Annotated in this window: 23 protein-coding genes; 6 read left to right on the top strand and 17 right to left on the bottom strand. The window is 68.4% G+C overall.

The window, feature by feature from the left end; translation table 11 throughout:
• Positions 1–29: 29 nt before the first annotated feature.
• Positions 30–374, bottom strand: a complete 345-nt coding sequence (locus EV192_RS01935) for a hypothetical protein (RefSeq protein WP_132110482.1) — start codon at positions 372–374, stop codon at positions 30–32.
• A 13-nt stretch (positions 375–387) separates the two neighbouring features.
• Complete coding sequence (locus tag EV192_RS57270; RefSeq protein ID WP_424923345.1) at positions 388–675, bottom strand: hypothetical protein; 288 nt, start codon at positions 673–675, stop codon at positions 388–390.
• 275 nt (positions 676–950) lie between these two features.
• Here EV192_RS57270 and EV192_RS01925 point away from each other — a divergent pair, with 275 nt between their 5' ends.
• The 3 genes from EV192_RS01925 (at position 951) to EV192_RS01915 (ending at position 3,635) form a co-directional block, all read left to right on the top strand.
• Positions 951–2,267, top strand: a complete 1,317-nt coding sequence (locus EV192_RS01925) for a helix-turn-helix domain-containing protein (protein WP_132112848.1) — start codon at positions 951–953, stop codon at positions 2,265–2,267.
• 25 nt (positions 2,268–2,292) lie between these two features.
• On the top strand, positions 2,293–3,195 hold the full coding sequence (locus tag EV192_RS01920) for a phosphotransferase family protein (protein ID WP_132110480.1): 903 nt from the start codon (positions 2,293–2,295) through the stop codon (positions 3,193–3,195).
• 134 nt (positions 3,196–3,329) lie between these two features.
• Entirely contained in the window at positions 3,330–3,635 is a 306-nt protein-coding gene (locus EV192_RS01915) for a hypothetical protein (protein WP_132110478.1), read from the top strand.
• An 82-nt stretch (positions 3,636–3,717) separates the two neighbouring features.
• On the opposite strand, the gene EV192_RS01910 is transcribed toward EV192_RS01915, so the two are convergent.
• The 5 genes from EV192_RS01910 to EV192_RS01890 all read right to left on the bottom strand — a co-directional run bounded on the left by EV192_RS01910 (position 3,718) and on the right by EV192_RS01890 (position 7,243).
• A complete protein-coding gene (locus EV192_RS01910) occupies positions 3,718–4,728 on the bottom strand; it encodes a copper resistance D family protein (protein WP_132110476.1) in 1,011 nt (336 codons plus the stop codon).
• Positions 4,728–5,276, bottom strand: a complete 549-nt coding sequence (locus tag EV192_RS01905; RefSeq protein WP_341770831.1) for a copper resistance CopC family protein — start codon at positions 5,274–5,276, stop codon at positions 4,728–4,730. Before EV192_RS01905 ends, EV192_RS01910 begins: the two co-directional genes overlap by 1 nt.
• Positions 5,273–6,055 (bottom strand): YcnI family copper-binding membrane protein, encoded by a 783-nt coding sequence (locus tag EV192_RS01900; RefSeq protein ID WP_132110475.1) that lies wholly within the window; start codon positions 6,053–6,055, stop codon positions 5,273–5,275. The genes EV192_RS01905 and EV192_RS01900 overlap by 4 nt, the downstream gene beginning before the upstream one ends.
• A gap of 52 nt (positions 6,056–6,107) precedes the next feature.
• Positions 6,108–6,602, bottom strand: coding sequence for a hypothetical protein (locus EV192_RS01895; RefSeq protein WP_132110473.1), 495 nt, complete (start codon positions 6,600–6,602; stop codon positions 6,108–6,110).
• A gap of 200 nt (positions 6,603–6,802) precedes the next feature.
• A complete protein-coding gene (locus EV192_RS01890) occupies positions 6,803–7,243 on the bottom strand; it encodes a DUF6474 family protein (RefSeq protein WP_132110471.1) in 441 nt (146 codons plus the stop codon).
• Positions 7,244–7,333: 90 nt separating this feature from the next.
• Between EV192_RS01890 and EV192_RS01885 the strand changes: the two genes are divergently transcribed.
• The gene (locus EV192_RS01885; protein WP_132110470.1) at positions 7,334–8,971 is read left to right on the top strand and encodes a TM0106 family RecB-like putative nuclease; all 1,638 of its coding nucleotides are present in this window, start codon (positions 7,334–7,336) and stop codon (positions 8,969–8,971) included.
• Here the strand turns inward: EV192_RS01885 and EV192_RS01880 are convergent.
• The 7 genes from EV192_RS01880 to EV192_RS01850 form a co-directional block, all read right to left on the bottom strand.
• Positions 8,968–9,480, bottom strand: a complete 513-nt coding sequence (locus tag EV192_RS01880; protein ID WP_207925859.1) for a sarcosine oxidase subunit gamma — start codon at positions 9,478–9,480, stop codon at positions 8,968–8,970. The genes EV192_RS01885 and EV192_RS01880 overlap by 4 nt on opposite strands.
• Positions 9,470–12,085, bottom strand: a complete 2,616-nt coding sequence (locus EV192_RS01875) for a 2Fe-2S iron-sulfur cluster-binding protein (protein ID WP_132110468.1) — start codon at positions 12,083–12,085, stop codon at positions 9,470–9,472. Before EV192_RS01875 ends, EV192_RS01880 begins: the two co-directional genes overlap by 11 nt.
• Entirely contained in the window at positions 12,082–12,324 is a 243-nt protein-coding gene (locus EV192_RS01870; protein ID WP_132110466.1) for a sarcosine oxidase subunit delta, read from the bottom strand. Before EV192_RS01870 ends, EV192_RS01875 begins: the two co-directional genes overlap by 4 nt.
• Positions 12,325–12,335: 11 nt before the next feature.
• Positions 12,336–13,538 carry a sarcosine oxidase subunit beta family protein gene (locus EV192_RS01865; RefSeq protein ID WP_132110464.1) on the bottom strand — a complete coding sequence of 401 codons (1,203 nt, stop codon included), beginning with the start codon at positions 13,536–13,538 and terminating at the stop codon, positions 12,336–12,338.
• A 3-nt stretch (positions 13,539–13,541) separates the two neighbouring features.
• Entirely contained in the window at positions 13,542–15,938 is a 2,397-nt protein-coding gene (locus tag EV192_RS01860) for a GcvT family protein (RefSeq protein WP_132110462.1), read from the bottom strand.
• Positions 15,939–16,011: 73 nt separating this feature from the next.
• Complete coding sequence (locus EV192_RS01855; RefSeq protein WP_132110460.1) at positions 16,012–17,304, bottom strand: carotenoid oxygenase family protein; 1,293 nt, start codon at positions 17,302–17,304, stop codon at positions 16,012–16,014.
• Entirely contained in the window at positions 17,301–17,864 is a 564-nt protein-coding gene (locus EV192_RS01850; protein WP_243726574.1) for a hypothetical protein, read from the bottom strand. The genes EV192_RS01855 and EV192_RS01850 overlap by 4 nt, the downstream gene beginning before the upstream one ends.
• 86 nt (positions 17,865–17,950) lie before the next feature.
• Between EV192_RS01850 and EV192_RS01845 the strand changes: the two genes are divergently transcribed.
• Both EV192_RS01845 and EV192_RS01840 read left to right on the top strand, forming a co-directional pair.
• On the top strand, positions 17,951–18,490 hold the full coding sequence (locus tag EV192_RS01845) for a PadR family transcriptional regulator (protein ID WP_132110458.1): 540 nt from the start codon (positions 17,951–17,953) through the stop codon (positions 18,488–18,490).
• Between the two features lie 137 nt (positions 18,491–18,627).
• Positions 18,628–20,013 (top strand): alpha/beta hydrolase, encoded by a 1,386-nt coding sequence (locus EV192_RS01840; RefSeq protein WP_132110456.1) that lies wholly within the window; start codon positions 18,628–18,630, stop codon positions 20,011–20,013.
• A gap of 49 nt (positions 20,014–20,062) precedes the next feature.
• Here EV192_RS01840 and EV192_RS01835 read toward each other — a convergent pair whose 3' ends face one another.
• The 3 genes from EV192_RS01835 to EV192_RS01825 are packed head-to-tail and all read right to left on the bottom strand — an operon-like array spanning position 20,063 to position 23,990.
• On the bottom strand, positions 20,063–21,010 hold the full coding sequence (locus EV192_RS01835; protein WP_207925858.1) for an ABC transporter substrate-binding protein: 948 nt from the start codon (positions 21,008–21,010) through the stop codon (positions 20,063–20,065).
• Positions 21,007–22,974, bottom strand: a complete 1,968-nt coding sequence (locus EV192_RS01830) for an ABC transporter permease (protein WP_132110454.1) — start codon at positions 22,972–22,974, stop codon at positions 21,007–21,009. The genes EV192_RS01835 and EV192_RS01830 overlap by 4 nt, the downstream gene beginning before the upstream one ends.
• On the bottom strand, positions 22,974–23,990 hold the full coding sequence (locus EV192_RS01825) for a quaternary amine ABC transporter ATP-binding protein (protein WP_243726573.1): 1,017 nt from the start codon (positions 23,988–23,990) through the stop codon (positions 22,974–22,976). The genes EV192_RS01830 and EV192_RS01825 overlap by 1 nt, the downstream gene beginning before the upstream one ends.
• Between the last annotated feature and the right edge of the window lie 34 nt (positions 23,991–24,024).

Here is a 24,024-nt window from a genome sequence, read left to right as displayed (position 1 = left end):
GGGGACGGGCGAACGGACCGCCGGCTCTATCAGCGCGCGCCGGCCACCACACGGCGCGGGGTGGTGGTGGCCCTGCGGACGTGCCGGCCACCGGCCGGGGCGAGGCCACCGGCGACCAGGTGCTCGTACGCGGCACGCCACACTGAGCAGGGCGCCTTCTGCTGGCGCCACCGGGTGGAACAAGTCGGACAGTTGCCACGCTCATCCGGCTCGTGGGCGGAGAGCATGGCCCGCCACCCCTCGGTCAGCCGGGGAAGTTCGGAGCGGGCCACCGAGAGCAGCGACGGGGCGTCGGCGCGGTCCGCCAGCTCCGAGAGCATGTCGAGACGTTCCCACACCGCGTTACGCAGGACCTGGCCGAGTATCTCGTCCACGATCTCCTCACCGTCACCTTTCCGCCTGCTCGGCGGCTTCTCGTAGGGCGTCCCGAAGCTGGCCGAGCTGGCCAGACGACAGGACCGCGGTCTCGCCGGGAGGTCCGACGAGCACCACCTTGTTGTCATCCACTAGCACCGTGAGGCACCGATCGCGGTTGATGACATCGCCGCAGCTGACGTGCCATACCCGGCGGCCCTCGAAGGAGCCACGCAGGTCCCTGAGGCCAGGTGGGTCCGCCGAGGGGGGAACGGCCACGCGTGCGGGGTGCGTCACTGTCGAGCCGACCAGGTCCACGATCTGAAGTTTCCCTCCGTGCTCGAATGCTTACCAGAAACTAGATTGGTACCCAGCAAACGCCAGCGGGGCGATACAGCGCTGATCGGACCGGGTTCGACGATAAGCGGTCACCGAAGTTCGGCCCGACCTATCATCCTGGCTGAACGGCACTTCTCGCCGCCGGCGCATTGTGTTTACGCTTCGGATGACGCCCAACGGACTGCAAGGGGGCGCGAGTGAACTCCACCGGGTCACAAGGTGCTGTGGTGACAGCCGATGTCTGGGAGAAACCAGAGATGCGGTCAGCACTGGCGGGCAGGGAGATCAGTCAGGTCTACCGGCTGTTGCGGAAGCACGGCATCTCGCAGCGGCAGATAGCGGCGCAGACCGGCCAGTCGCAGTCCGAGGTATCGGAGATCCTCAAAGGTCGCCAGGTCATGGCCTATGACGTGCTCGCGAGGATCGCCCATGGCCTGGGTGTTCCAAGGGGTTACATGGGCCTCGCGTATGACGAGGAGACACGGGTTCGGGTCGTCGCGACAGTGGACGACCAGACCCCCGAGGAGGCAGAGTCGGTGAAACGTCGGAAGTTCCTCGCGCACGCCGCGGCCGTCACCATGGGCGCGAACGTGTTCGGCGCGGACTCCGGGCCGTGGGTCTCCAACCCGATCTCCACGCCGGCACCCGGCCGGATCGGGATGACGGACGTCCGCCAGGTGGAAGCCGCCACCAGGGCGTTGCGGTCGTTGGACTACCAGTACGGCGGCGGTTCGTGTCGCGACGCGGTGATCGCGCAGCTGTCCTGGGGACAGCAGATGCTGGGCGCCTCGGCCACCGACGTGGTCAAGCAAAGACTGCATGTCGCCCTGGCCGACCTGCACAACCTGGCCGGTTGGACGTCGTTCGACATCGGCCTGATCGATTCCGCCCGCAACCACTTCGGCAAGGGGCTCGAGCTGGCCAAGGAGGGCCGCAGCGAGCCGCTGGTGGCCAACATCCTGTACCGGATGGGCCGCGTCTACCTGCACAACGGTGCGCCCAACGACGCGCTGAAGATCTTCTCGCTCGGCCAGATCGCCGCCCAGAACTCCGGCTCGGAGCTGGCTGTGGCGGTGCTGTGCGCGAACGAGGCATGGGCCTACGCGATGATGGGCCAGCGTGAGCAGACGATGAAACTGCTCGGCCGGACCCGGGACGAGTTCGCCCGCGCCGACCTGGACGGCGCCGAGACCTGGGTGAAGTTCTTCAACGAGACCGACGTCTACGCGATGATCGGCACGGTGCACACCGCGCTCGCCCAGGAAGTCGACGTCAAGCACACCAAGTACGCCATCCCGGCGCTGCAGCGCGCGATCGACGGGTACGGCGACGACATGGCCCGCAGCAAGGCGTTCAACATGGGCGCGCTGGCCATCAACCACCTGCTTGAAGGCGATATGGACCACGGTGCCAAGCTTGGCCGCGCAACGGTCGACCTGGCCGAGAACCTCACCTCCGGGCGGACGAAGGACCGGATGCGACCGCTCAAGCTGGAGGCGGACAAGCGCCGGAACAACACCCAGGCCCGTGAGCTCTCCGACGTCCTGCACAAGTACTTCGACGACAACGCCTGAGCCGACCGGTCCCGCGGCTCGTTCCATGACCGCTTCGCATGAAGGCCGGTTCAGCAGGGAACGGCTGGCGGCGGTGTTGCGGGAGATCTGCGCGCGGCTCGGCCTGGACGCCGAAGGTGCGACGCTGCTCCGGTTCACGAACAACGCGGTCTACCGGCTGGCCGGCGACCAGGCTGTGGTCCGGATCGTCGGCTCGCACGGGCTGCGGCACCGGGTGCACAAGGTCGTCCGGATCGCCGGCTGGCTCGCCGAGCACGACATCCCGGCGGTGCGCCTGTCCGCCGGCGTCGAGCAGCCCATCCAGGTGGGTGCCCACCTGGCCACGGTGTGGGACGTGGTCCCGTCCGGTGGCCAGCCGCCCCGGGGCCACGATCTCGGCGCCTTGTTGGGGCGGATCCACCGGCTGCCGCCGCCAACGTTCCACCTGCCGTCCTGGGACCCGTTGGACGACGTACGGCGACGGGTGGACGACGCCGAGGACCTCGACGACGACGACCGGGACTTCCTGCTGGCCTGCTGTGCCCGGCTGCAGGAGGCACTGGCCGATCTGGTGTTCCCGCGGCCGACCGCGGTCGTGCACGGTGACGCCCACCTGGGGAATCTCATTTCGTCGCCGGACGGCCCGGTGTTGTGTGATTTCGATTCCACTTGCCTGGGGCCGCCGGAGTGGGATCTGACCCCGGTCGCGGTCGGCGTGGGCCGGTTCGGCGAGCCGCCGCGTACGTACCGTGAGATGGCTCGCAGTTACGGCTGGGATGTCACCCGATGGGCTGGGTTCGCGGTGTTGCGCGAGGTCAGAGAGCTGAAACTGATCACGAGTGTGCTGCCGAGTGTCCGCAGCAATCCGGATGTACGCCCCGAACTCATGCGGCGGCTCGACGATTTCCGGCGCGGAGATACCCACGCCAGGTGGTCCCGTTACACCTGAATGGCGGTAACGCGCACCGGCCGCTGAGCGAATCCTTTGTCGACAGATGGCGGCCGTTGCCACGGACAGGTTATCGGCTACGCTGAGTTCGGATTCTCGCTCGAGTTCAGTGCACGAAGAGGTGATGGGTCACGGTGTTGGGGCTGCTGAGCAGGACGGTCGGTGATGGTCGGCGGGCCAAGCGCGCGCTGAGGTCCGCGAAAGTGTTGGACGATGTGGTGGCCAACCAGTTGGCCCTGGTATCCCGATTGCCCGAGGACAGCCGCCGCCGAGCCGCGGACTATCTCGCCGAGCTGGTGATGCTCGCGCAGAGCTACCGCCACTTCGCCGCCGGCTGGATCAGCCGCAAGGAGTTGGAGCGCCGGGGAGCGGTCACTATGGACCGTCTGGCGGAACTTCGCCGGCCACATCCCCGGGCGCAGTTCACCGAGCAGGACTGACCGCTCGACTCTTCATCTGCTGGACAGACCGCCGGTGCGGAGTGACGCTCGCCACATAACTCCACTTGCGACGAGCGGTGGTTCACGCCACTGCCGTCCTGGTCAGGACTACCGCGAAGCCGAACGCCAGCCCCATGATGGACAGCTCGAGCGCCGCCCAGCCGGCCAAAGCGGTCCGGTGGTGCCGCAGGATACCTGGTAGCAGCCGCCAGCGGATGTTCGCGCCGAGCAACGCCAGCAGAGTCACGCAGCTGACTTTCAGGAGCACGAGAATCCCGTAGCCGGTCGCGAACAGGTCGTGCCACAGGTCGCCGCCGGGCTTGGCCATCAGTTCGGCGACCCCATTGAACAGTCCAGTCGCGACGGACACCACGAGACAGAGCGCGGCCAGCGTCGAGAACCGTGGCAGCGCGTGGGCCAGCAGCGTTCGGTTCGTGGCAAGCAGGACGACCACCGCGCCGAGGCCGCCGGTCCACGCGACCGCGGCCAGCACGTGCAGCTCCATCGACACCATCGTGACGTCCTGCCAGCTCCAGTTGGTCGCGTGTCCGGTCACCGGGAGCGGCAGCAACGTGAACAGCGCGGCCGCGGCTCGCAACTCCGCCGGTACTGAATCGCCGGCCCGGACCGCCCACACCGAGAGACCGGCGTTCAGCATCGCGAGGACGAACACCGCGACCAGCGCCTTGCCCGCGCTGATCGTCCGCACGTAGTCCCAGATCGCGCCGAGAGTGACCGATTCGGACAGTCGCAGTTCGGCGGTCTGCAGCACGAGCGCGACCAAAGCCGTGATGCCCCAAGCCAAGGAGCTGGCGACCGCCACCCGCCGGGTGCCGCGCAGCACCCCCTCGGTGAGCTTCGGCCGGTCGGATCCGATCAGCAGCGGCAGGATCGTCAGCCCGACCGTGGCGACCGCGGCCATGTCCAGCAGCACGCGGACGATCGGGATGCCATAACGGACCACCGCGGCCGGCTCGGCCAGCCCTGGGAGAGTCCTGGTCGCCGTGAGCGCCAGGCCGATGAGCACACCGGCCAGCGCCGCGGTGACCAGGACCAGGGTCAGCCGAGGGGCCGCCGTGGTCCGGGCGGTCATCAGGCGTCGTCTTCCTTGCCGCCCATCCGCATCGCGAACACCACCCCGATGACGAGCAGGACCGCCGCGCCGACGATCCACACCCAGGTCGGGATGCCGCCGCCGGAGTCGCCGGACTGCAGCCCGGTGCCGCCGAACTTGGCGAGCACGTCCGGCGGGGTCGGGGTTCCGTTGCCCGCCTTGGCCAACGTGAACTTCACGGTGCCCTGCACCGGATGTCCGTCCGCGGACAGCACCCGCCAGTTCACCGAGTACTGGCCGCTCGGGCCGAGCGCACCGACCGTCGCGGACACCACGTTGCTGTCCACTTTGGGCGCGGCCGTCTCCCAGTGGTCGCCGCTCGGGCCGATCACCGCGACCGTGTTGGCCCCGGCGTCGTCCTGGACCGGCTGGTCGAACGTGAGCCGCACGGTCTGCGGCCCGACATCGAGCGACGCCTGGTCCTTCGGATCGGATCCGACCAGCGCGTTGTGGGCGAGCGCCGGCGAGGCCAGCCCGGCGAAAGCCAGGCCGGCCAGGACGGCGACCGCCGCGATCCGGCGGATCACGCCTCTCCGCTCTGGCTGGTCTGGTTGCTCTGGTTGGTCTTGCCGGCGCTTCGACGGCCCCGCAGGGTCGCGCCCACGCCGAGGCCCAGACCAAGAGCGCCGATCACCAGGCCGGCACCGGCGAGCCAGCGAGCCGTGTTGTCGCTTGCCGGCGACGCGGCGTCATGCGAGTCCGCGGCGTTCTTCACGTCCGCCTGGGTACCCATGCCGCCGTGCGCGTCCTCGGACGCACCGGCCGCGGCCAGCTTGATGGACGGCGCCGGGTGCTGCGGCTCCGAGCCGTCCGGCATGGCCGGCTGGTCCCACTTCACGTCGCCCTTGGCGCCGTCGTAGGTCTGCGTCGCCGGGATCGCCAGTTGGTCGGCGTCCGGCAGCGGCCCGGCCGAGATGTCGAACTCCTGGAACTCGCCCGGGTTGATCCGGTTGCCCGGCTGGGCGGTCCAGGTGATCGTGCCGATCGCCTGCTTGTAGGTGGTCTTGCCGATGGTGACCGGCGGGTTGAGGTCGACCTTGGTGACCGTGGTGGTCCAGCCGGGCAGCGGCTTGGGCCGCGCGCTGACCACCGGCGGGTTGGTGCCGAAATTCAGGGCCAGCTTGATCGTGCCCTGGCTGTCGTCCTCGTTCGGCACCCGGAACGTGATCTTGGTGTAGCCACCCTTCTGGGCGGTTCCGGTGACGTTGGCCGTCACGTGCGCGCTCGCGACCCCGGGGACGGCGAGCACCAGCGCGCCTGTGACGAGGGCGATCGCACCGCCCCTAACGAGTCGATTTGTAGACATGACGATATTGCTCCTGAGTCTGCAGGGGTGTGGGGTGAACGGTGTCTCGACGTCAGGAGGTCGTCGGCGGCCCACGCCGCGAATGCACCTTCCGCAGCACCACCCGCCGGATGTGGTCGGAGCACTGAGGCGATGCGGCAAGTACATACGTCGCCCCTGGTACCGCCGCGAAAGTCGGCGGTCGCACCAGATCACGCAGCAGCCTGATGCCCGACGCGACGACGCTGAGCGCCCGGTCGGCGTTGGCCAGCAGCACCGCTGTGAGCAGCGTCGCCGTGACGTGCGTCGCCCACATCGCCGCCGGAGCCACAGGCTGCGTGTGGTGACCGGTGTGCGTGGGCAGCACGTAGTTGAGCACCAGGTGCATCGCCAGTTGGGCCGTACCCAACGCTGTCAGCACCGCGAACGGGCCCTGGTGACGGGCCGCTACCGATGTGCCCGCCCAGGCCACGATCATCGTCAGCAGGACAGCCAAGGCGGTGTCCGGGGTGCCCCCACCCGCCATGCCGTGCGCGCCGATCGCCAACGCGGCCGACGCGACAGCCATCGAGCACCCGCGCACTGTGCTGCGAGTAACCGGCGGCCGTCCTTTCACACGGTGGAGCGTAGCCAACTGTGCCGAGTCCAGGTCAGCGTCGAATTGCTGGGAGATTCCGGGGCGGGGTGATGGAGGTCCTGCGGGGCGAGACACCGACGCGGACCGCCCGCCGCGGCTCAGATCCGCTGCCCGTGTACCTGCGGTACGGCTCAGAGACCTAGTTTGTGCAGCAGGCGGCGTTCCAACAGGTCCAGTTCGTTCGAGACCGCCCGGTGTACGAACTTGCGGCGAGGCGCCGGCATCCGCTCGGCCGCGCGGACCGCGGACGTCAGTTGGACGAGCGTGGTCCGCGACTCTTCGACGAAGTCCTGGTCGCTGTCGCGCAGTTCGGTCAGTTCGCCGGTGAGGCCGGCGATCCGGGCGTGCAGCGTCGCGCCCTTGCCGGTGAACTTGGCGAGGTCGTCGACGGGAACGCCGAGCTTGTGCGCTCGACGGGTGTCCCGCATGCCGCGCAGGCTCGCCGCCGCCTTGGCCATGAACGGCAGCAGGACCGGCGCGACGGCCGGGCCGATCACTTTCGCCACGGCCACCGCGTTCTTGGCGTTGCGCGGCGTGATGCGCGGCGTTCCGGTCCGCTTTGTCCCTGCCATGCCCCTCAACTTACTGTCGCCGGGCTACAGCAGCATCTCGGCACCGGGATGATCACAGGTGTTGTCACCCCCACCGCATAGAGTGCTCGTGTGACGGATTCGGTGTTGCTCGACGCTGGTGTGGTCACTCGATGCCGGCGACGGGTGCACCTGGAGAACGACCCGGCCATGCGGGACGTGGAGAAGGCGCCGCCGGACCCCACCGGACAGCAGCGCAAGGCGGACGCGACGGCCCACCGGCGGTCGGTCGCCGACCGGGTGTCCCGGCTGGTCGGCCCGGACTGGATGGAGATCCCGAACGGGCCGGACATGAAGGGCGCGGACCGGGAACGGGCCACCGCGGCGATGCTGGCGGCCGGCGCCCGGTTCATCTGGTCCGCGCAGCTGCCCAGGGACCCGTCGGGCGGCCGGCGCGGATCCATCGACCTGCTTGTGCGTACCGGCCGTGGGTATGTGCCGGTCCTGGTCGTCCGGCACAAGGTGACCGACCCTGGTTCGGGCGCGCGGACGTCGCCGCTCGGCGAACCGATGCCGGACGGCAGCCGGGTGGACCCGTTGCGGAAGATCCGGCCGCAGCCCAGGGACCAGATGCGGCTGGCGCACGCGTGGCGGATGTTGCAGGCCTCCGGTTACGCGGCGCCGCGCCGGGCGGTCGGCGGGGTCATCGGACTGGACGCCGACGTGGTCGCGTGGCATGACCTGGAGGCGCCGACCTGGCCGGGTGGGCGGACCGCGTTGTCCGAGTACGACAACCGGTTCTCCGACCGGCTGGCCATCGCGTCGACGGCGGCCAACGGCGGCGAAGCACTGGCCAAACCGTCGCGGATCGTCGACTGCCGCAGCTGCCCGTGGTGGCCTGTGTGCGAGAAAGTGCTGCTGTCGGCGCGGGACGTGAGCCTGGTGGCGCGCGGCGAGGACGCTGTGACGTTGCGAGCGACCGGCGTGCGGACCGTCGACGACCTTGCTGTGGTGCCCGCCGGGACGGACCTCCAACTGGTGGGGCTGACCTCGGCGGACGCCATCGCGCTGGCCAAGGCGTGGCTGCGGAACCTGACCGTGGTGCGGCGGGTGGCCGAGGTGACCGTGCCAAGGGCCGACGTCGAGGTCGACGTCGACATGGAGAGCTTCGGGGACTCCGGCGCGTACATGTGGGGTGTCCTGCTGAGCGGGGCGGACGTCGGCGACCCGCCGGGCTACCGGGCGTTCGTCACGTGGGATCCGGTGCCGACCGACGACGAGGCCCGGTCGTTCGCGGAGTTCTGGGAATGGCTGATGGGGGTCCGGCTGCGGGCCCGTGCCCGCGGGCTGACCTTCCGCGCCTACTGCTACAACGAGTTGGCGGAGAACCGGTGGCTGCTGGCGTCCGCCCGGCGGTTCCGCGGCAGGCCGGGGATTCCCACCGACCGGCAGGTGCAGGAGTTCATCGACTCCGACGGCTGGTTCGACCTGTTCCGCAGCGTCCAGGACCAGTTCCTGTGCGCGCAGGGCAAGGGGCTGAAAACCATCGCCCCGGTCGCCGGGTTCTCCTGGCGGGACCCGGCCGCGAGCGGCGAGAACTCGATGCGCTGGTACCGGGACGCGGTCGGGATGGACGGCGCCGAGCCGGACCTGAGCCAGCGCGTTCGGCTGTTCGAGTACAACGAGGACGACGTCCGGGCCACGCACGCGTTGCGGATGTGGATGTCTTCCCCTGAGGTACAGGACATCCCGTACGTCGAGGATCTCTAACTGTGGTCCGTCAGCCAGTCGGCCAGGTACTCGGCGAACGAACCGCGGACCAGCAGGCGGTAGACCGGGTCGTCGCTGACCTGCCAGAGGATGACCTGGGTCCGGGCGATCGTCGTCTGCGCGCACTTGCCCGCGTGGAACGCCCGGGGATGCAGATCCAGGGTGCAGCCGTGTTCGAGCAGGTCACGGCTGTCCACCTCGATCGTGGTCCGGTTGGCTGATACGTCCACAATGGACGCTCCTGGTTCGGCGAGCAGGCCCAGTAGGTCGGTGTCGTCGGGTGGGCCGACCACCAGCCATTCGTCCGGGCCCAGCCAGAGGACGTGCCGTTCGCCCGCGTCTACCACCGAGCCGGGGACCACGGGCAACGGGCCGCCGAGCCGTGCGCTGATCGACGCCGCCGCCGGCCCGGTCGGCGGCACCCGGACGTTGACCATGGTCAGGAACGGGATCTCGGTGATCCCCGGGTAGTCCGCCAGTGGGCTGCGGCGCAGCTGCTCAACCGTCACGGCGGGCGCCTTCCTTGTCGTAGAAGATGGGCTCGGTGACCGTCGCCGCGATCGTCCGGTCGCCCAGCGGTGCCAGCAGGGTCTCGCCGATCCGGTTGCGGCCGTTCTTGATCAGGGCCAGGGCGAAGGTCCGGTCCAGTGCCGCGCTGCGATAGCTCGACGTGACGTGCCCGACCATCGGCACCGGCGGCGTCAGCGGGGTTCCCTCGGCCACCATCTGCGCGCCTTCCGGCAACAACTCCGTCGGATCGACCGGCAGCAGGCCCACCAGGTGCTTCCGGTCCGGTCTCGCTGTGTCCGGGCGGCGCAACGACCGGTTGCCGACGAAGTCCTTCCGCGTCGACACGATCCACGACATGCCCAGGTCGTGCGGGGTGACCGTGCCATCGGTGTCCTGGCCGACGATCGGGAAGCCTTTCTCCGCGCGCAGAACGTGCATCGTCTCGGTGCCGTACGGGGTGATGTCGAAGTCCGCGCCGGCCTCGTGGATCGCTTTCCACGTGCTCAAGCCGTACCAGCCGGCCACGTTCACCTCGTACGCCAGCTCGCCGGAGAAGGAGATCCGGGCGATCCTCGCCGGAACGCCGTTGTGGAGCCTGGTCTCCCGGAAGGTCATGAACGGGAACGCGTCGGTGCCGACGTCAAGGTCGGTGACGCGGGCGATGACCGCCCGGGACCGCGGGCCGACCACCGCGATCGTCGACCATTGCTCGGTCACCGACGTGAACTTCACGTCCAGGTCCGGCCACTCGGTCTGGGACCACTCCTCGAACCAGTCCAGGACGTTCGCGGCACCGCCGGTGGTCGTGGTGACGTAGTAGCGGTCCTCGGCCAGGCGCATGGTCACGCCGTCGTCGAAGACCATTCCGTCGGCCTTGCACATCATCCCGTAGCGCGCCGAGCCGATCGCGAGCTTCTTGAACGCGTTGGTGTACATCCGGTTCAGGAACTCGCCCGCGTCCGGACCGACCACCTCGATCTTGCCGAGCGTGCTCGCGTCCTGCATGCCGACGCTCGTCCGCGCGGCACGGCACTCGCGGAGAACCGCCGCTGCCATGTCCTCGCCTGGCTTCGGATAGAACCACGGGCGTTTCCACTGGCCGACGTTCTCGAACTCGGCGCCGGCCGCCACATGCCAGGAGTGGATGGGCGTCGTCCGGATCGGGTCGGCCAGCCTGCCCCGGTCACGGCCTGCCATCAGGGCGAAGGAGACCGGGACGGCCGGCGCGCGGAACGTGGTCGGGCCCAGTTCACCAGGCGTGGTTTTCAGAGCTTCGGCGATGACGCCGAGAGTGGGGATGTTCGACGTACGGCCCTGGTCGGCGCCGGTACCGATGGTCGTGTACCGCTTGACGTGCTCAGGCGACCGCATGCCCGCTCCGATCGCGCGGTTGATGTCGGCGACCGTCGCGTCCCGGGCCAGGTCGACGAACTGGTTCTTCGGGTCGCCGGGCACGAGCCAGACCGGCTTGGCCGGTGTCGCCGCGTGGGATTCCACGTGGGGCGACGACGGTTTCGGGCCGGGACAGCCGACCAGCTCAGCGGCCTCGGCTCCGGCGGCCGCGCCTTCGGCGAGCGCCGCGGCCAGGCCGAAGGTTCCGTTCGCGGCGCCGACCACGCGGTTGGCCTGCGCGGATCGTTCGGGTACGAACGACTCGCCGGTCCAGCGCAGGGTGCCCCGGGACTGGCTGAACAGGTGCACCGCCGGCTGCCAACCGCCGGACACCGCCAGCAGGTCACACTCGATCCGTCCGTCCGATGTGGACGCTGCGGTGATCCGGCCGGTGCCTTCGGTGTTGGTCACCAGGCCGGTGCGGACTTCGACGCCCAGGGCTTTGGCCTGAGCGGCGAGCGCTTCCGGTGGCGTTCGCGCGTCGATGACCGTGACTCGGGCACCGGCTTTGACCAGGGCGAACACCGTCGCGTAGGCAGTGTCGTTGGTGGTGAACACGACGGCGTTCCGGCCGGGCAGCACGGCGTAGTGATCGATGTACTTACGAACCGCGCTCGCGAGCATGACTCCGGGGCGGTCGTTGTTCTCGAACACGATGGGCTGTTCGTGCGCGCCGGTCGCGAGGATCACCCGCCGGGCCCGGATGTGCCACAGCGTATTGCCCTTGGCCACCAGGACGTAGTTGCTGTCGTAGTAGCCGAACGCGGTCGCACCCTCCGATGTGGACACGTGCGTGACGCGGGCACCGCCGGTCGACGCCGCTTCGGTGGCCGCGCGGCCGGCGGGCCCGCCGCCGATCACCAGGACGTCCGTGTGCGTGTACTTCTTGTCGTAACGTGGCTCGTCCGGATCAGGGGTGAGACGGCCGATCCCGCTGAGCGTCCGCGCTTCGAGGCCGTCGGTCAGGGTGACCGTGGTGGCCGGCAGCGACGGCTCCGAACCCACCTGGACCAGGGCGTTCGGCTCTTCGACACCGGCGGAGAAGATCCCGCGTGGACGGTTGAGGTAGAGCGAGGGCGCGACCCGCAGGACGCCGTTGGCGATCATCGCCGAGGCCAGGGTGTCGCCGGTGTAACCGGTGTACCGGGTGCCGTCGAGGGTGAACGAGAGCGGTCGGGTGCGGTCGATTCGGCCGCCTTCAGGCAACCTCATGACGTGAACTCGCTGGTCACGGTGTTGCGAACGGTGTTGAACCAGCGGCGGCAACCGGCCGTGTGCACCCAGCGTTCGGCGAAGTCGCCCTTGGGGTTGTCCCGGAAGAACAGGTACTGGGCCCACTCCTCGTCGGACAGCGCATCGGGGTTCGCCGGATAGGCGACGAGGGCCTGGCCGCCGTAGTGGAACTCGGTCTCCTCACGTTCCCCGCACCAGGGACAACTGATCAGGAGCATGCGGTCTCTCCTTAGTGGGCCACGGCGGCTGCGCCATGCTCGTCGATCAGGGCGCCCGTGGTGAAGCGCTCCAGGGTGAACGGTTCGTTGAGCTCGTGCGGTGTGCCGTGGGCGAGCGTGTGCGCGAACACCCAGCCGACACCCGGCGTGGCCTTGAAACCGCCGGTGCCCCAGCCGCAGTTGACGAACAGGTTCGCCATCGGCGTCCGACCGATGATGGGCGAGGCATCGGGGGAGACGTCGACGATCCCGCCCCAGGTCCGGATCAGGTGGGCGCGCGCGAAGATCGGGAACAGCTCCACCGCCGCGGCCATCTGCTGCTCGATGATGTGCACAGACCCGCGTTGCCCGTAGGAGTTGTACGAGTCGATGCCCGCGCCCATCACCAGCTCGCCCTTGTGGGCCTGGCTGACGTACACGTGCACGTGATTCGACATCACGACGGTCGGGTGCACGGGTTCGAGCAACTCGGACACCAACGCCTGCAGCGGGTGGCTCTGTAGCGGCAACCGGATGCCGAGCGTGGCGGCGAGGACGCTGGTGTGCCCGGCCGCGGCGAGACCGACCCGGCCCGCGCTGATCGGGCCACGGTTCGTCCGCACTCCGGTGACCCGGTTCCCGTCCGTCAGAAAGCCGGTGACCTCGCAGTTCTGGATCAGGTCGACGCCGAACTCGTCCGCGCGCCGGGCGAACGCCCACGCCACATAGTCGTGCTTGGCGATCCCCGCGCGGGGCTGCCAGGTGCCGCCGAGAACGGGATGGCGGACGTCCTGGGAGACGTTCACGATCGGGCAGACCTTGGCGATCTCTTCCGGCGACAGCCATTCGCCGTCGATCCCGTTCAGCCGGTTCGCGTTCACCCGACGCGTGCCCTCACGGATGTCCTGCAGCGTGTGGGCCAGGTTGAGGACGCCCCGCTGGCTGAACAGGAAGTCGTAGTCGAGCTCCTCGGCCAGGCCCTCCCAGAGCTTCAGCGAGTGCTCGTAGATGCCCGCGCTCTCGTCCCACAGGTAGTTGGAACGGATGATCGTGGTGTTGCGGGCCATGTTCCCGCCGGCCAGCCAGCCCTTCTCCAGCACGGCCACGTTCGTGACGCCGTGGTTCTTCGCCAGGTAGTAGGCGGTGGCCAGGCCATGACCGCCCGCGCCGACGATCACCACGTCATACGACCGCTTGGGCTCCGGGGTCCGCCAGAGCCAGTCCGGGTGCGCCACGGGTCATCCCCTCAACCGGGTCATCTTGGGGTCGAACAGCGGTTCCTCGGCCACGGTCGCCTGAATGCGGCGGTCGAAGTAGCCAATGTGGACGGTCTGGCCGGGGTGCGACAGCTCGGCCGGCAGCCACGCGTACGCGATGCCTTTGCCGATGGTGTGGCCGAACGCGGCACTCGTCACGTAACCCACGCACGTCTCGCCCGCGTAGACCGGCTCCTTGCCCATCACGGTGTCGGCCAAGGTCAGGCAGGTGAGCCTGCGCTTCGGGTCGCCGGGGCGCAAAGCGTCCTTGCCCACGAAGTCCTCTTTGGCGAGTTTCACGGCAAACCCCAGGCCGGCTTCGAAGGGATCGTGCTCGTACGTCATGTCCGTGCCGAACGAACGGTAGCCCTTCTCCAGGCGGAGGCTGGTGAACGCGGCCCGGCCCGCGGCGATGATCCCGTGCTCGCCACCGGCCCGCCAGAGCGTGTCCCACAGTTTCAGGCCCATGTCCGCGGTGGTGTACAGCTCCCAGCCGAGTTCGCCCACATAGGACAGTCGCAGGGCGGTCACCGGGACGTTGCCGATGTAGTCCTGCGCGCCGCGGAAGTACTTCAACGCCGTGAGGTCGAGCTTTGTCAGCGGCTGCACGACATCGCGCGCCTTCGGGCCCCAGATGCCGATACAGCACGTGCTCGCGGTCAGGTCACGGACGAGCACGTCGTCGGGGAGATGCCTGGTGAACCAGTCGAGATCGAGATTGCCGTTCGCGCCCACCTGGAACCGGGTCTTCGACAGGCGGGCGACCGTCACGTCACTGCGGATGCCGCCGTCCACGTCCAGCAGCAGGCAGTAGGTGACCGAACCGACGGACTTGTCGACGTCGCCTGTGGTCATCCGCTGCAGGAACCGTGCCGCGCCAGGCCCTTCGACGATCAGACGCTTCAAGGCGGTCATGTCGTAGAGGGCGACCGTCTCGCGGGTGACCTGGGCTTCCGCGGCCGCGATCGGTGACCAGTAGCGGGCCGCCCACTCGTTCGGCTCGTGCAGGTCACGGCCTTCGACGAGGTGCGCGTTCGCCTCGTACCACTGCGGGCGTTCCCAGCCGTTGGCCTCAAGGAAGACCGCGCCGAGCTCCTGCTGTCGCTGGTAGAAGGGGCTGGTGCGGAGCGGCCTCGGGTCGTCCATCGGCTGCAGCGGGTGCTTGATGTCGTAGACCTCGACGAAGTTCTGGCAGCCGCGGGCCGTGACGTAGTCCGGCGCGAGATGGTGCTGCTCGAACCGGTTCACGTCGCATTCGTGCAGGTCGTAGGACTCGCAGTAGCCGTTGACGAGCCATTCGGCCATGGCGTGGCCGACCCCGGCGGAATGCGTCACCCAGACGGCCTCGGCCACCCAGAAGCCCTTGACCGTCGGGGATTCGCCGAGCAGCGGCATGTCGTCCACGGTGAACGAGAACAGGCCGTTGATGCCTTCCTCGACCTTGGCTTCGCGCAGGGACGGCAGCAGTCGCTGGGACTCCTGCCAGGCGTCGGCGAAGTCGTCCTCGGTGAACGGCTGCACGGACGGCATGACCTCGGCCTGGTCCACACCGAGGATGTCGTCGACATCGATCGGCATCGGGCGGTGACCGTAGGAGCCGATGCCGATCGTGTCGAACCGGTCGCGGTAGTACAGGTCGGCGTCCTGGTGCCGGAGGATGGGCCGGACAGCCTCGGCCCGCTGGCCCGCGATCGCCGGCACCTGGCCGGTCCACGCGAGCTGGTGGGCCAGCGGCAGCAGCGGCAGCGTCATGCCGACCAGGCCGGCGACCTTCGGACCCCAGATCCCGGCGCAGCACACCACCAGGTCCGCGTCGATCTCGCCGTGATCCGTCACGACGCCGGTGACCCGGTCGCCTTCGGTTCTGATGTCCAGTACCTCGTGGCGGTCCAGCAGCCGGACGCCACCCCCGCGTGCCCGGCTGAGCTGGACCTCCACTGCCCGTACGGCCTTGGCCAAGCCGTCCGTGGGTACATGCAGGCCACCGAGGACGGTGTCCTTGTCGAGCAAGGGGTACAGCTCATGCGTCTCTTGTGGACTGAGGACGGTCCCGTGGACACCCCAGGCGGTGAGCCAGCCGTGCCGCCGGTACAGCTCGCGGAGCCGCTCGTCGGTGGTGGCCACCTCCAGCCCGCCCACTTGCAGGAAGCAGCCGATGCCGGCGAGCTTCTCGACCGTGTAGCGGGCCAGTTCGGTCATCGTCTTCGACGAGTTCGCCTGGAACACCAGGCCCGGCGCGTGACTGGACGAGCCGCCCGGCGCGGGCAGCGGCCCCTGGTCGACCACTGTGACGTCGGTCCAGCCGCGGGTGGAGAGCTCGTCCGCGAGGGCCGCGCCCACCACTCCCGCGCCGATGATCACGACCTTCGGTCCGGCCACCCGCGCCTCCAGTGCATAATCCGCAACAGCTTGCAGTTTACGCAACAAGCGTCGCGCGCAGGCCGGAGCCGTGTCAAGAGTCGGCCAGCCAGTTCCCGTGGAAGCCGGCCGGCACCCGCCGGGGCAGACGCACCTCGGCCACGGTCCACAACGTCTGGGCGTCCAGGATCACCAGGTCGGAGGCACTGCCGTCATGCTCGGTGACGATGGACATCAGCCAGCCGTCGTCCTCGGCACGAGCGTCCTGCCTGGCCACGAACTCGGCCTCGCCCGGCGCCCGGCCCAAATCCCGCGCGTGGCCCACGCCGGTCACCGTGTCGTACTTGACGATCGCGTCGTCCGTGACCGTGTACAGGAACTGGCTCGGCCGGCCGAGGCGGCTTTCGTTGAACGACGGGTACTCGACGTCCCGGTCGTCGCGCTGCTCCTCCTTGACGGTGTGCCCCGCAGGATCGAGTGTCCAGCGATACAGCGTCGTGCCATGAATCTCGGGCGCTGGGTTCGCGCTGCCGCTCACGTCAGTCCAGAAGGAGTTGATGTGGTCACGGGAGTGACGGACCGCGTCGAGCACGATCCTGCCGTTGTCCTCGTACGCGTTGCCGACGTGAAACACGTAACACGGGTCGATGTCGAACCACTGCACCGCCTTCGTCGCTTTGGACATGACGCCGAGGCGGGCGCCGTACTCGTCATCCCAGCGAATGGGCGACCCCTTGCCGACCCGTTCGACGTCGAACACCATCGGCAGGTCCAGCCAGATCACATGGTTCTCGGTGACCGCGAAGTCGTGCATCATCGTCGGTCCGGGCACGTCGACGTCGTGGCTCTCGGCCAGTTCGCCCTGCGCGGTGATCCGGTGGTATGTCAGATAGGGCTCGACGAAGCCGTATCCGAACAAGTGCAGCTCGCCGGTGACCGGGTCTTCCTTGGGGTGCGCCGTCATCGCCGTGGTGAGGCGACCACCGAAGTCGTACGGGCCGACGGTGTCGAGCTCGGGCGACATCTCGTACGGGAAACCGTTCTCCACCATAGCGAGGATCTTGTCCGCGTGCCGGATGACGTTCGTGTTGGCGGTGACGGCGGTAAGATCCAGGCCGCGGTCGGTGATGAACTCCTGGCCGGCCAGGAGGGTCGTTTTGATCCAGCGGTTGCGGTACCACTCGGCCCGGCCGCCGGCGAGGCGGATGCCGTGGATCATGCCGGAGCCGCCGAACCAATGGCCAGGATCCGTGCCGGGCAGGGGGTTGGGGCCGTTACGGAAGTAACGGCCGGTCAACTCCTCCGGGACCTTGCCGGTGACCTGGAGGTCTTTGCTGTCGATCTCGTTGTCGACGGGGGCGAGCAGGCCGTTGAGATAGGTCTTCATCGGGTGGCCTCCTGACGGGCGCGGACGATCTGTCGGTAGCGGATGGTGAACAGGGCCGGGAGCACGAAGGCGCCGATCTTGACCGCGACGAGGGCGGCGGTCGCGTGCGGAGCCACGGCTTCGAGCAGCAGGAGCAGGCCGACTTCGACGGTGAAGCCGACGGCCCAGGCCGCGGTGATGATCGCGTTCGTGCGGTAGAACATCGGGTGGCTGTGGAACTGCTCGGGCACCATGGTCCTGGCGATCCCCAGGGTGAACGGCCTGCGGATGGCCAGTGAGCCCCAGGCGGTCAGGGCAAGCCAGGCAGCGGCGACCGAGGGGCCGTAGTCGCCGAGCGGTGCCGGTGAGATCGTCAGCGACGCGACGGCCAGGGCGCCGAAGAACACCGCCGAGCTGCTCTCGATGATCAGGGCGTCCCACTGTTTGCCCTTGCGGCGGTCCATGGCCAGGAGCAGGAGTGCGAGCGCGAAGCCGGCCAGCGCGCCCCATCGGTACTCACCGCTGGTGGACAGCACCGCGAAGGCGATCCAGGGGGCGAAGGTCTTGACGTACCCGATCATCGTTGCTCCTGATATTCCAGTTGTGACATGTCAAAGGTAGAATATCCATTGGAGACATGTCAACCTTGGAAGGTAGGATGGATGTCATGAGTCTCCGCCATGCCGTGCTCGGGCTGTTGGCCCACGGCCCCGCCAGCGGCTACGACCTGCTGAAGCGCTTCGAAGTGTCGCTCGCCAACGTCTGGTCGGCGACCCAGAGCCAGCTCTACTCGGAACTCAACAGGATGGCCGACGCCGACCTGGTCGAAGTCGCGGCCGAAGGACCACGCGGTCGCAAGGAGTACGCCATCACCGAGCCGGGCCTGGTGGAACTGCGACACTGGATGACCGAGATCCAACCCGAGCGCCTTCGGCGCAGCGACATGCTCCTGCGGGTCTTCTTCCTCGATCTGGTGACCAGCGAGGAGGCCATCGCCTACCTGCGGCGCCAGAGCGAGTTCGCCGCCGAGCGGATCGCGGAGTTCGAGGCGATCAGAACCGCGGTCGCCGACGAGAAAGACAGCCTCGCGGTGTACGGCCGGATCGCGCTGGAATGGGGAATACGGCAGGTGGCCTTGGTCCACGACTGGGCAACCTGGGCCGAGGCCGAGGTGCGGGCCACCCAGTCCGCCGAGGAAGGTCCGTAGAACCGGCACAGCAGGGGTTGTTCCGGACCGGGTCACCCGTCGGACAATCGGGGACATCCCAGGGACTTCCCTGGCACGTCAAGGAGTTCCGCGCTCACATACTCAACCGGAAAGATCCACTGCTTCCGGGAGGACGTATGAGACGCAGACCCATGGTGCTCGCCACACTGCTGCTTTTGGGTATCACCGCGACGACCACCACCGCGACCGCGGCCCCAGCGCCAGGCGTTGGCTGGCAGCCGTGCGCACCGACCACGACGGTCGAATGTGGAACGGTCACCGTGCCGATCGACTATGCGCGACCGTCGACCGGCACGATCGATGTCGCCGTGGCCCGTGCGCGGGCGACTGGCAGGAAACAGGGCACGCTCGTGTTCATGCCCGGCGGGCCAGGAGACTCGGGCGTCGAGACCTTGGTGGACGGCAACGTCGTGCCGCCCGCCGTGGCCGAACGCTTCGACGTCGTCAGCTTCGACCCACGCGGCACCAACCGCAGCCACCCGATCATGTGCGACCTGGCGCTGCTGGCGAACCTGCCCAACTTCGTTCCGGAAGCGGGCGCCCGGCTCTCGGTCGTCCAGAACTACGCGCGCGACCTCGGCACCAGCTGCCGGCAGCTCACCGGTCCACTGGTCGACCACGTCGACAGCGTGAGTGTCGCGCGGGACATCGACACGATCCGAGCCGCGCTGGGCGAACAGCAGATCACGCTGTACGGCCGGTCCTACGGCACCCTCACCGGCCAGATGTACGCCGAGAACTTCCCCTGGCGCGTCCGCGGACTGGTGCTGGACAGCGTCTTCGACCACAGCCTGACGCCGTCGAAGTTCGTCACCGACGCGGCCGGCTTCGGTGAGGACTCGTTCAACGAGTTCGAGAAATGGTGCGCGGCCGACACGACCTGCGCGTTGCACGGTCAGGACCCAGGTCAGGTGTACGGCGACCTGTGGGCCAAAGCGATCCGCGGTGACCTGCCGGTCACGCCCATGAACCTGGCCAGCACCGTGGTCAACTACTTCTACAAACCGAACTGGGCCGGCGCCGCCAACCGGCTGAAGGCGCTTTCCGAAGTGCGGTCCACCAAGGCGGCGCCCGAGGCCGTGCCGTTCCCGCAGATCGCGACCTGCGCCGATCAGCGGGTCCGGATCTCCAGCCAGCACGAGTGGGAAGCGTGGTGGCGCAAGCAGAACGCCGCGGCGCCGACCGTGCGGACACACTTCGCGTTCGCCCTGTTCTCCTTGTGTTCGGCATGGCCGGCCGCGACCCCGAACCCGCAGCACCGAACGACAATCGGCGGTGTGCCACCCGTACTGATCATGAACGCTTCGCACGACCCCGCGACCGGTCTGGAGTGGGCGCGGAGCGTCAACCGGCAGCTTCGTGGCAGCGTGCTGCTGACTTACGACGGCTGGGGGCATGGCGTGGTGGACCGCACGGACTGCACGCGAGCCGTGTTCACCAACTACGTCTTGGCCGGCACGACACCGTGGCCAGGCACCCACTGCCCAGCGGGAACCGTCTAGCGACCTGCACCGCAGCGGCGTCCGGACCGACGCCGCTGCGGCGAGCTGATCACGTTGCGGGCAGCCAGGACTTGACCTTGTCCGGGTTGGCGTCCACCCACTTCTTGGCCGCCGCGTCGGCACTCATCTTGTCCTGGGCGATGTACCGGGCCACGAGGTTCTGGTCGTCGTTGGTCCACTGGAACTTCTTGACCAGCTGGTACGCCGGACCCGCGGTGTCGGCGAACTTCTTGCTGACGATCTTGTCCAGGTCGTAGTCCGGGTAGTCGCAGGCGACCTTCTCCGGGTCCGCGTCGCAGCCGGCGGTGTACGCGGGCAGCTTCACCTTCTGCAGCTTCACCTCCGACAGCAGCCACTGCGGCGAGTAGAAGTAGCCGATCAGCCACTTCTTCTGCTCCTCCGCCTGCTTGAACGCCTGGATCAACGCGGTCTCGCTGCCGCCGTAGACCACCTTGAAGTTCAGCTTCAGGTTCTTGATCAGCGCCTCGTCGTTCGTGACGAACGAGGGGTCGCCGTCGAGCAGTTGGCCCTGGCCGCCGGATTCGGAGGTCTTGAACTCCTCCGCGTACTTGTTGAGGTTGTTCCAGTCCAGTACATCCGGGTGTGCTTGGGCCAGCCACGGCGGCACGTACCAGCCGATCTGGCCCTTCACCCCGGTCGAGCCCGCGGCGACACCGGTCTTCTGGTCGTCGATGTACTTCTTGCGCAGGTCGTCGTGGCCCCAGTTCTCCACCACGGCGTCCACCTCGCCGGTGCTGAAGCCCTGCCAGGACACCTCTTCCTTCAGGTCCTTCTTGGTCACCTTGCAACCGAGGTTCTTCTCGGCCACGTAGGAGATCACCGCTGCGTTCGCCTCGTAGCCGACCCACGGGTTGACGGCCAGGTTGAGTGTTCCGCAGGAGGCGCCTTTGCCGCCGCCCGAGCTGTCACCCACCTTGGCTCCGCTGCACCCGGCCAGAGCCAGGGCCGCGACCAGCGCGATTCCGAGAATCCTCACGTTGCCACTCCTCTTCCCATGCGGTTGGCCGCCGCCTGCGTGAGGCGGTCGAGCATGACCCCGAGCAGCACGATCGCGATCCCGGCCGCGAGGCCCTTGCCGTACAGCTCACCCTGCGAGAACCCCGCGACGACGTCGTAGCCGAGCGCGCCCGCGCCCACCAGTCCACCGACGACGACCATCGACAGGACGTAGATCAACCCCTGGTTGGTGGCCAATGTCAGGGCCCGCACCGACATCGGCAGTTGCACCTTCGTGATCGTCTGCCAGGTGCTCGACCCGGCGGACACGGCGGCTTCCACGGTCGTGCCCGACACACCGCGGATGCCGTCGGCGACGATCTTCACGGCCACCGGTGCCGCGTACACCACCGCCGCGGCGATCGCGGTGAACCTGCTGGCCGCGAACAAGGCCAGGAACGGCACCAGGTACACGAACGCGGGCATGGTCTGGGCGGCGTCGAGGACCGGCCGGATGATCCTGTCCGCGCGATAGCTGCGGCCCATCCACACGCCGACGACCACACCGATGACCATCGTGAACACCGTGGCCACGAGCGTGGACGCCAGCGTCGTCATGCTGTCCTGCCACAACCCGGACAACGCGAGCAACGCGAGGCAGGTCGCGGAGATGACGGCCGCGCGCACGCTGCCGACCACCGCCGAGATGACCACGACGACCACGGCGAACAGCCACCACGGCGAGTCGGTCAACAACGCCTGCAGCGGGTCGATCAGCACGGACGTGAAGACGTCCTTGATGCCGTTGGTGACGGGCGACAGTGTCGTCTGCACCCAGTTCGTCGCGTCGCCGGCGGCCTGCGCGATCGCCGGGCCGATGTTCAGCTCGTCGGAGAACTCCGCCGCCCAGACATAGGTGTACGACAGCCAGATCGCGAACGCCGCGGCCGCGCCGGCGACGAGCAAGACCATCCTATGTGGACGGCGCCGGCCCCGGGTCGCGGCGGCCGTGGTGACCCGGTCCAGCACGATGGCCATCACCACGATCGCCAGGCCAGCGTTGAACGCCGTGCCGACGTCCAGCGTCTGCAACGCCTTCACGACGGTCTTGCCGAGGCCGGGCGCGTCGATCAGGGCCGCGATGGTGACCATCGCCAGCGCCGCCATGATCGTCTGGTTCACGCCGAGCACGATGGTCCGTTTCGCGGCCGGCAGCAGGACCTTGGTCAACGTCTGGGTTTTCGTCGAGCCAAGGGACTCACTCGCCTCGACGGTGTCGTGCGGCGCGGACCGGATGCCGTGTGCCGTCAGGCGGATCACCGGCGGGGCGGCGTAGATGAGGGTCGCGATGGTCGCCGACGCCGGGCCGATCAGGAAGAACAGCGTCAGCGGCGCCAGGTACACGAACGTCGGCATGATCTGCATGAAGTCCAGGACCGGCGTGATGATCCGGTTGAACCGGTTCGACACACCCGCCCAGATGCCCAGCGGGATGCCGATCGCCAGCGAGATGATCACCGCGGCCAGCGTGAGCGCGAGCGTGTCCATGCTCTCGCGCCACAGTCCTTGCAGGCCAAGGAAGAAGAACCCGGCCATGGCCAGCAGCGCCACCCGGATGTTCGCCACCGCGTACGACACGAACCCGACCAGGGCGACCACGCCGAGCCACCCGACGACCGGTAGCGGCCGGCCATAGGCGGGCTGGGCGATCAGCGACTGGAGGAAGATCACGAACTGGTCGATGACCAGCCGGATCTCGTTGAAGAAGTACAGGAAGATCCAGCTGGAGTCGCGGTCGGCGCCGATCGAGTCGTTGACGTGGTTCAGCCCGCGGTGCAGGTCGGTCAGCTGGGCCGGGCTCAGCGCCAATGTGCTCGTGCCCCGCGTGACCAGCCACAACACCAGCCACGCGACCAGGACGCCGAGCACGATCCGGCCGCGGCCGCGGGACAGCCGGAACACGAAGCCAGCTCTGGTGGCGGGCTGCTCGATGACCGCGGCCATCAGGACCCGCTCTCGGCGATGATCGACAGGATCTCCTCGTCGCCCACGATGCCCAGCAGTTCGCCGTCCTTGACCACCTTCACCGGCTTCTCGGCGGCCAGGACGCTGCGGGTCGCCTCTCGGACCACCACGTCCGGGCCCAGTTCGGGGCCGTCCAGCGGGTCGTCGTCCCGCTTCGGGCGCATGATCCACTTCAACGTGAGGACATGCGACTTCGGCACGTCCCGCACGAAGTCCCGGACGTAGTCGTCGGCGGGCGCCGCGACCAGCTCGTCACCCGTGCCGATCTGTACGAGGGCGCCGTCCCGCATGATCAGGATGCGGTCGCCGACCTTGAGCGCCTCGGCCAGGTCGTGGGTGATGAACACCATCGTCTTGCCGACCTCGCGATGCAGGCGGCAGATCTCGCTCTGCATGTCGCGCCGGATCAACGGGTCCAGCGCGGAGAACGGTTCGTCGAACAGCAGCACGTCCGGGTCGCCGGCCAGCGCCCGCGCCAGGCCGACACGTTGCTGCATGCCGCCGGAGAGCTGGTCCGGGTATGCCTTCTCGTAACCGCCGAGGCCGACGAGTTCGATCACCTCACCAGCCCGTTTGGCGCGCTCGGCCTTGCCAACTCCCCGGATCTCCAGGCCGTACGCCACGTTGTCGACCACGCACCGGTGCGGCAACAGGCCGAAATGCTGGAACACCATGGAGAACTTGCGCCGGCGCAGCTCACGCAGCCGCTTCTCGTCGGCGTTGAGAATGTCCTCGCCCTCGAAGATCACCTCGCCCGCGGTCGGCTCGATCAGCCGGGTGAGGCAGCGGACCAAGGTGGACTTGCCCGAGCCGGACAGGCCCATCACCACGAACACCTCGCCGGGCGCGACGTCGAACTCGATGTCCCGGACCGCGGCCGTGCAACTGGTGCGGTCCAGCAGCTCACGCCTGGACAGCTCCCGCAGCTCCGCCGAGACGGGCACCCGCGCCGCCTTGGGCCCGAAGACCTTCCACAGGTTTCGGACGGAGATCACTGGTTGTTGCGTATCGTGCACCCGAGTTCCGTGC

The organism is Actinocrispum wychmicini (assembly GCF_004345645.1).
Lineage (GTDB): Bacteria > Actinomycetota > Actinomycetes > Mycobacteriales > Pseudonocardiaceae > Kibdelosporangium > Kibdelosporangium wychmicini.
This window is presented reverse-complemented; position numbering and strand designations above follow the sequence as displayed.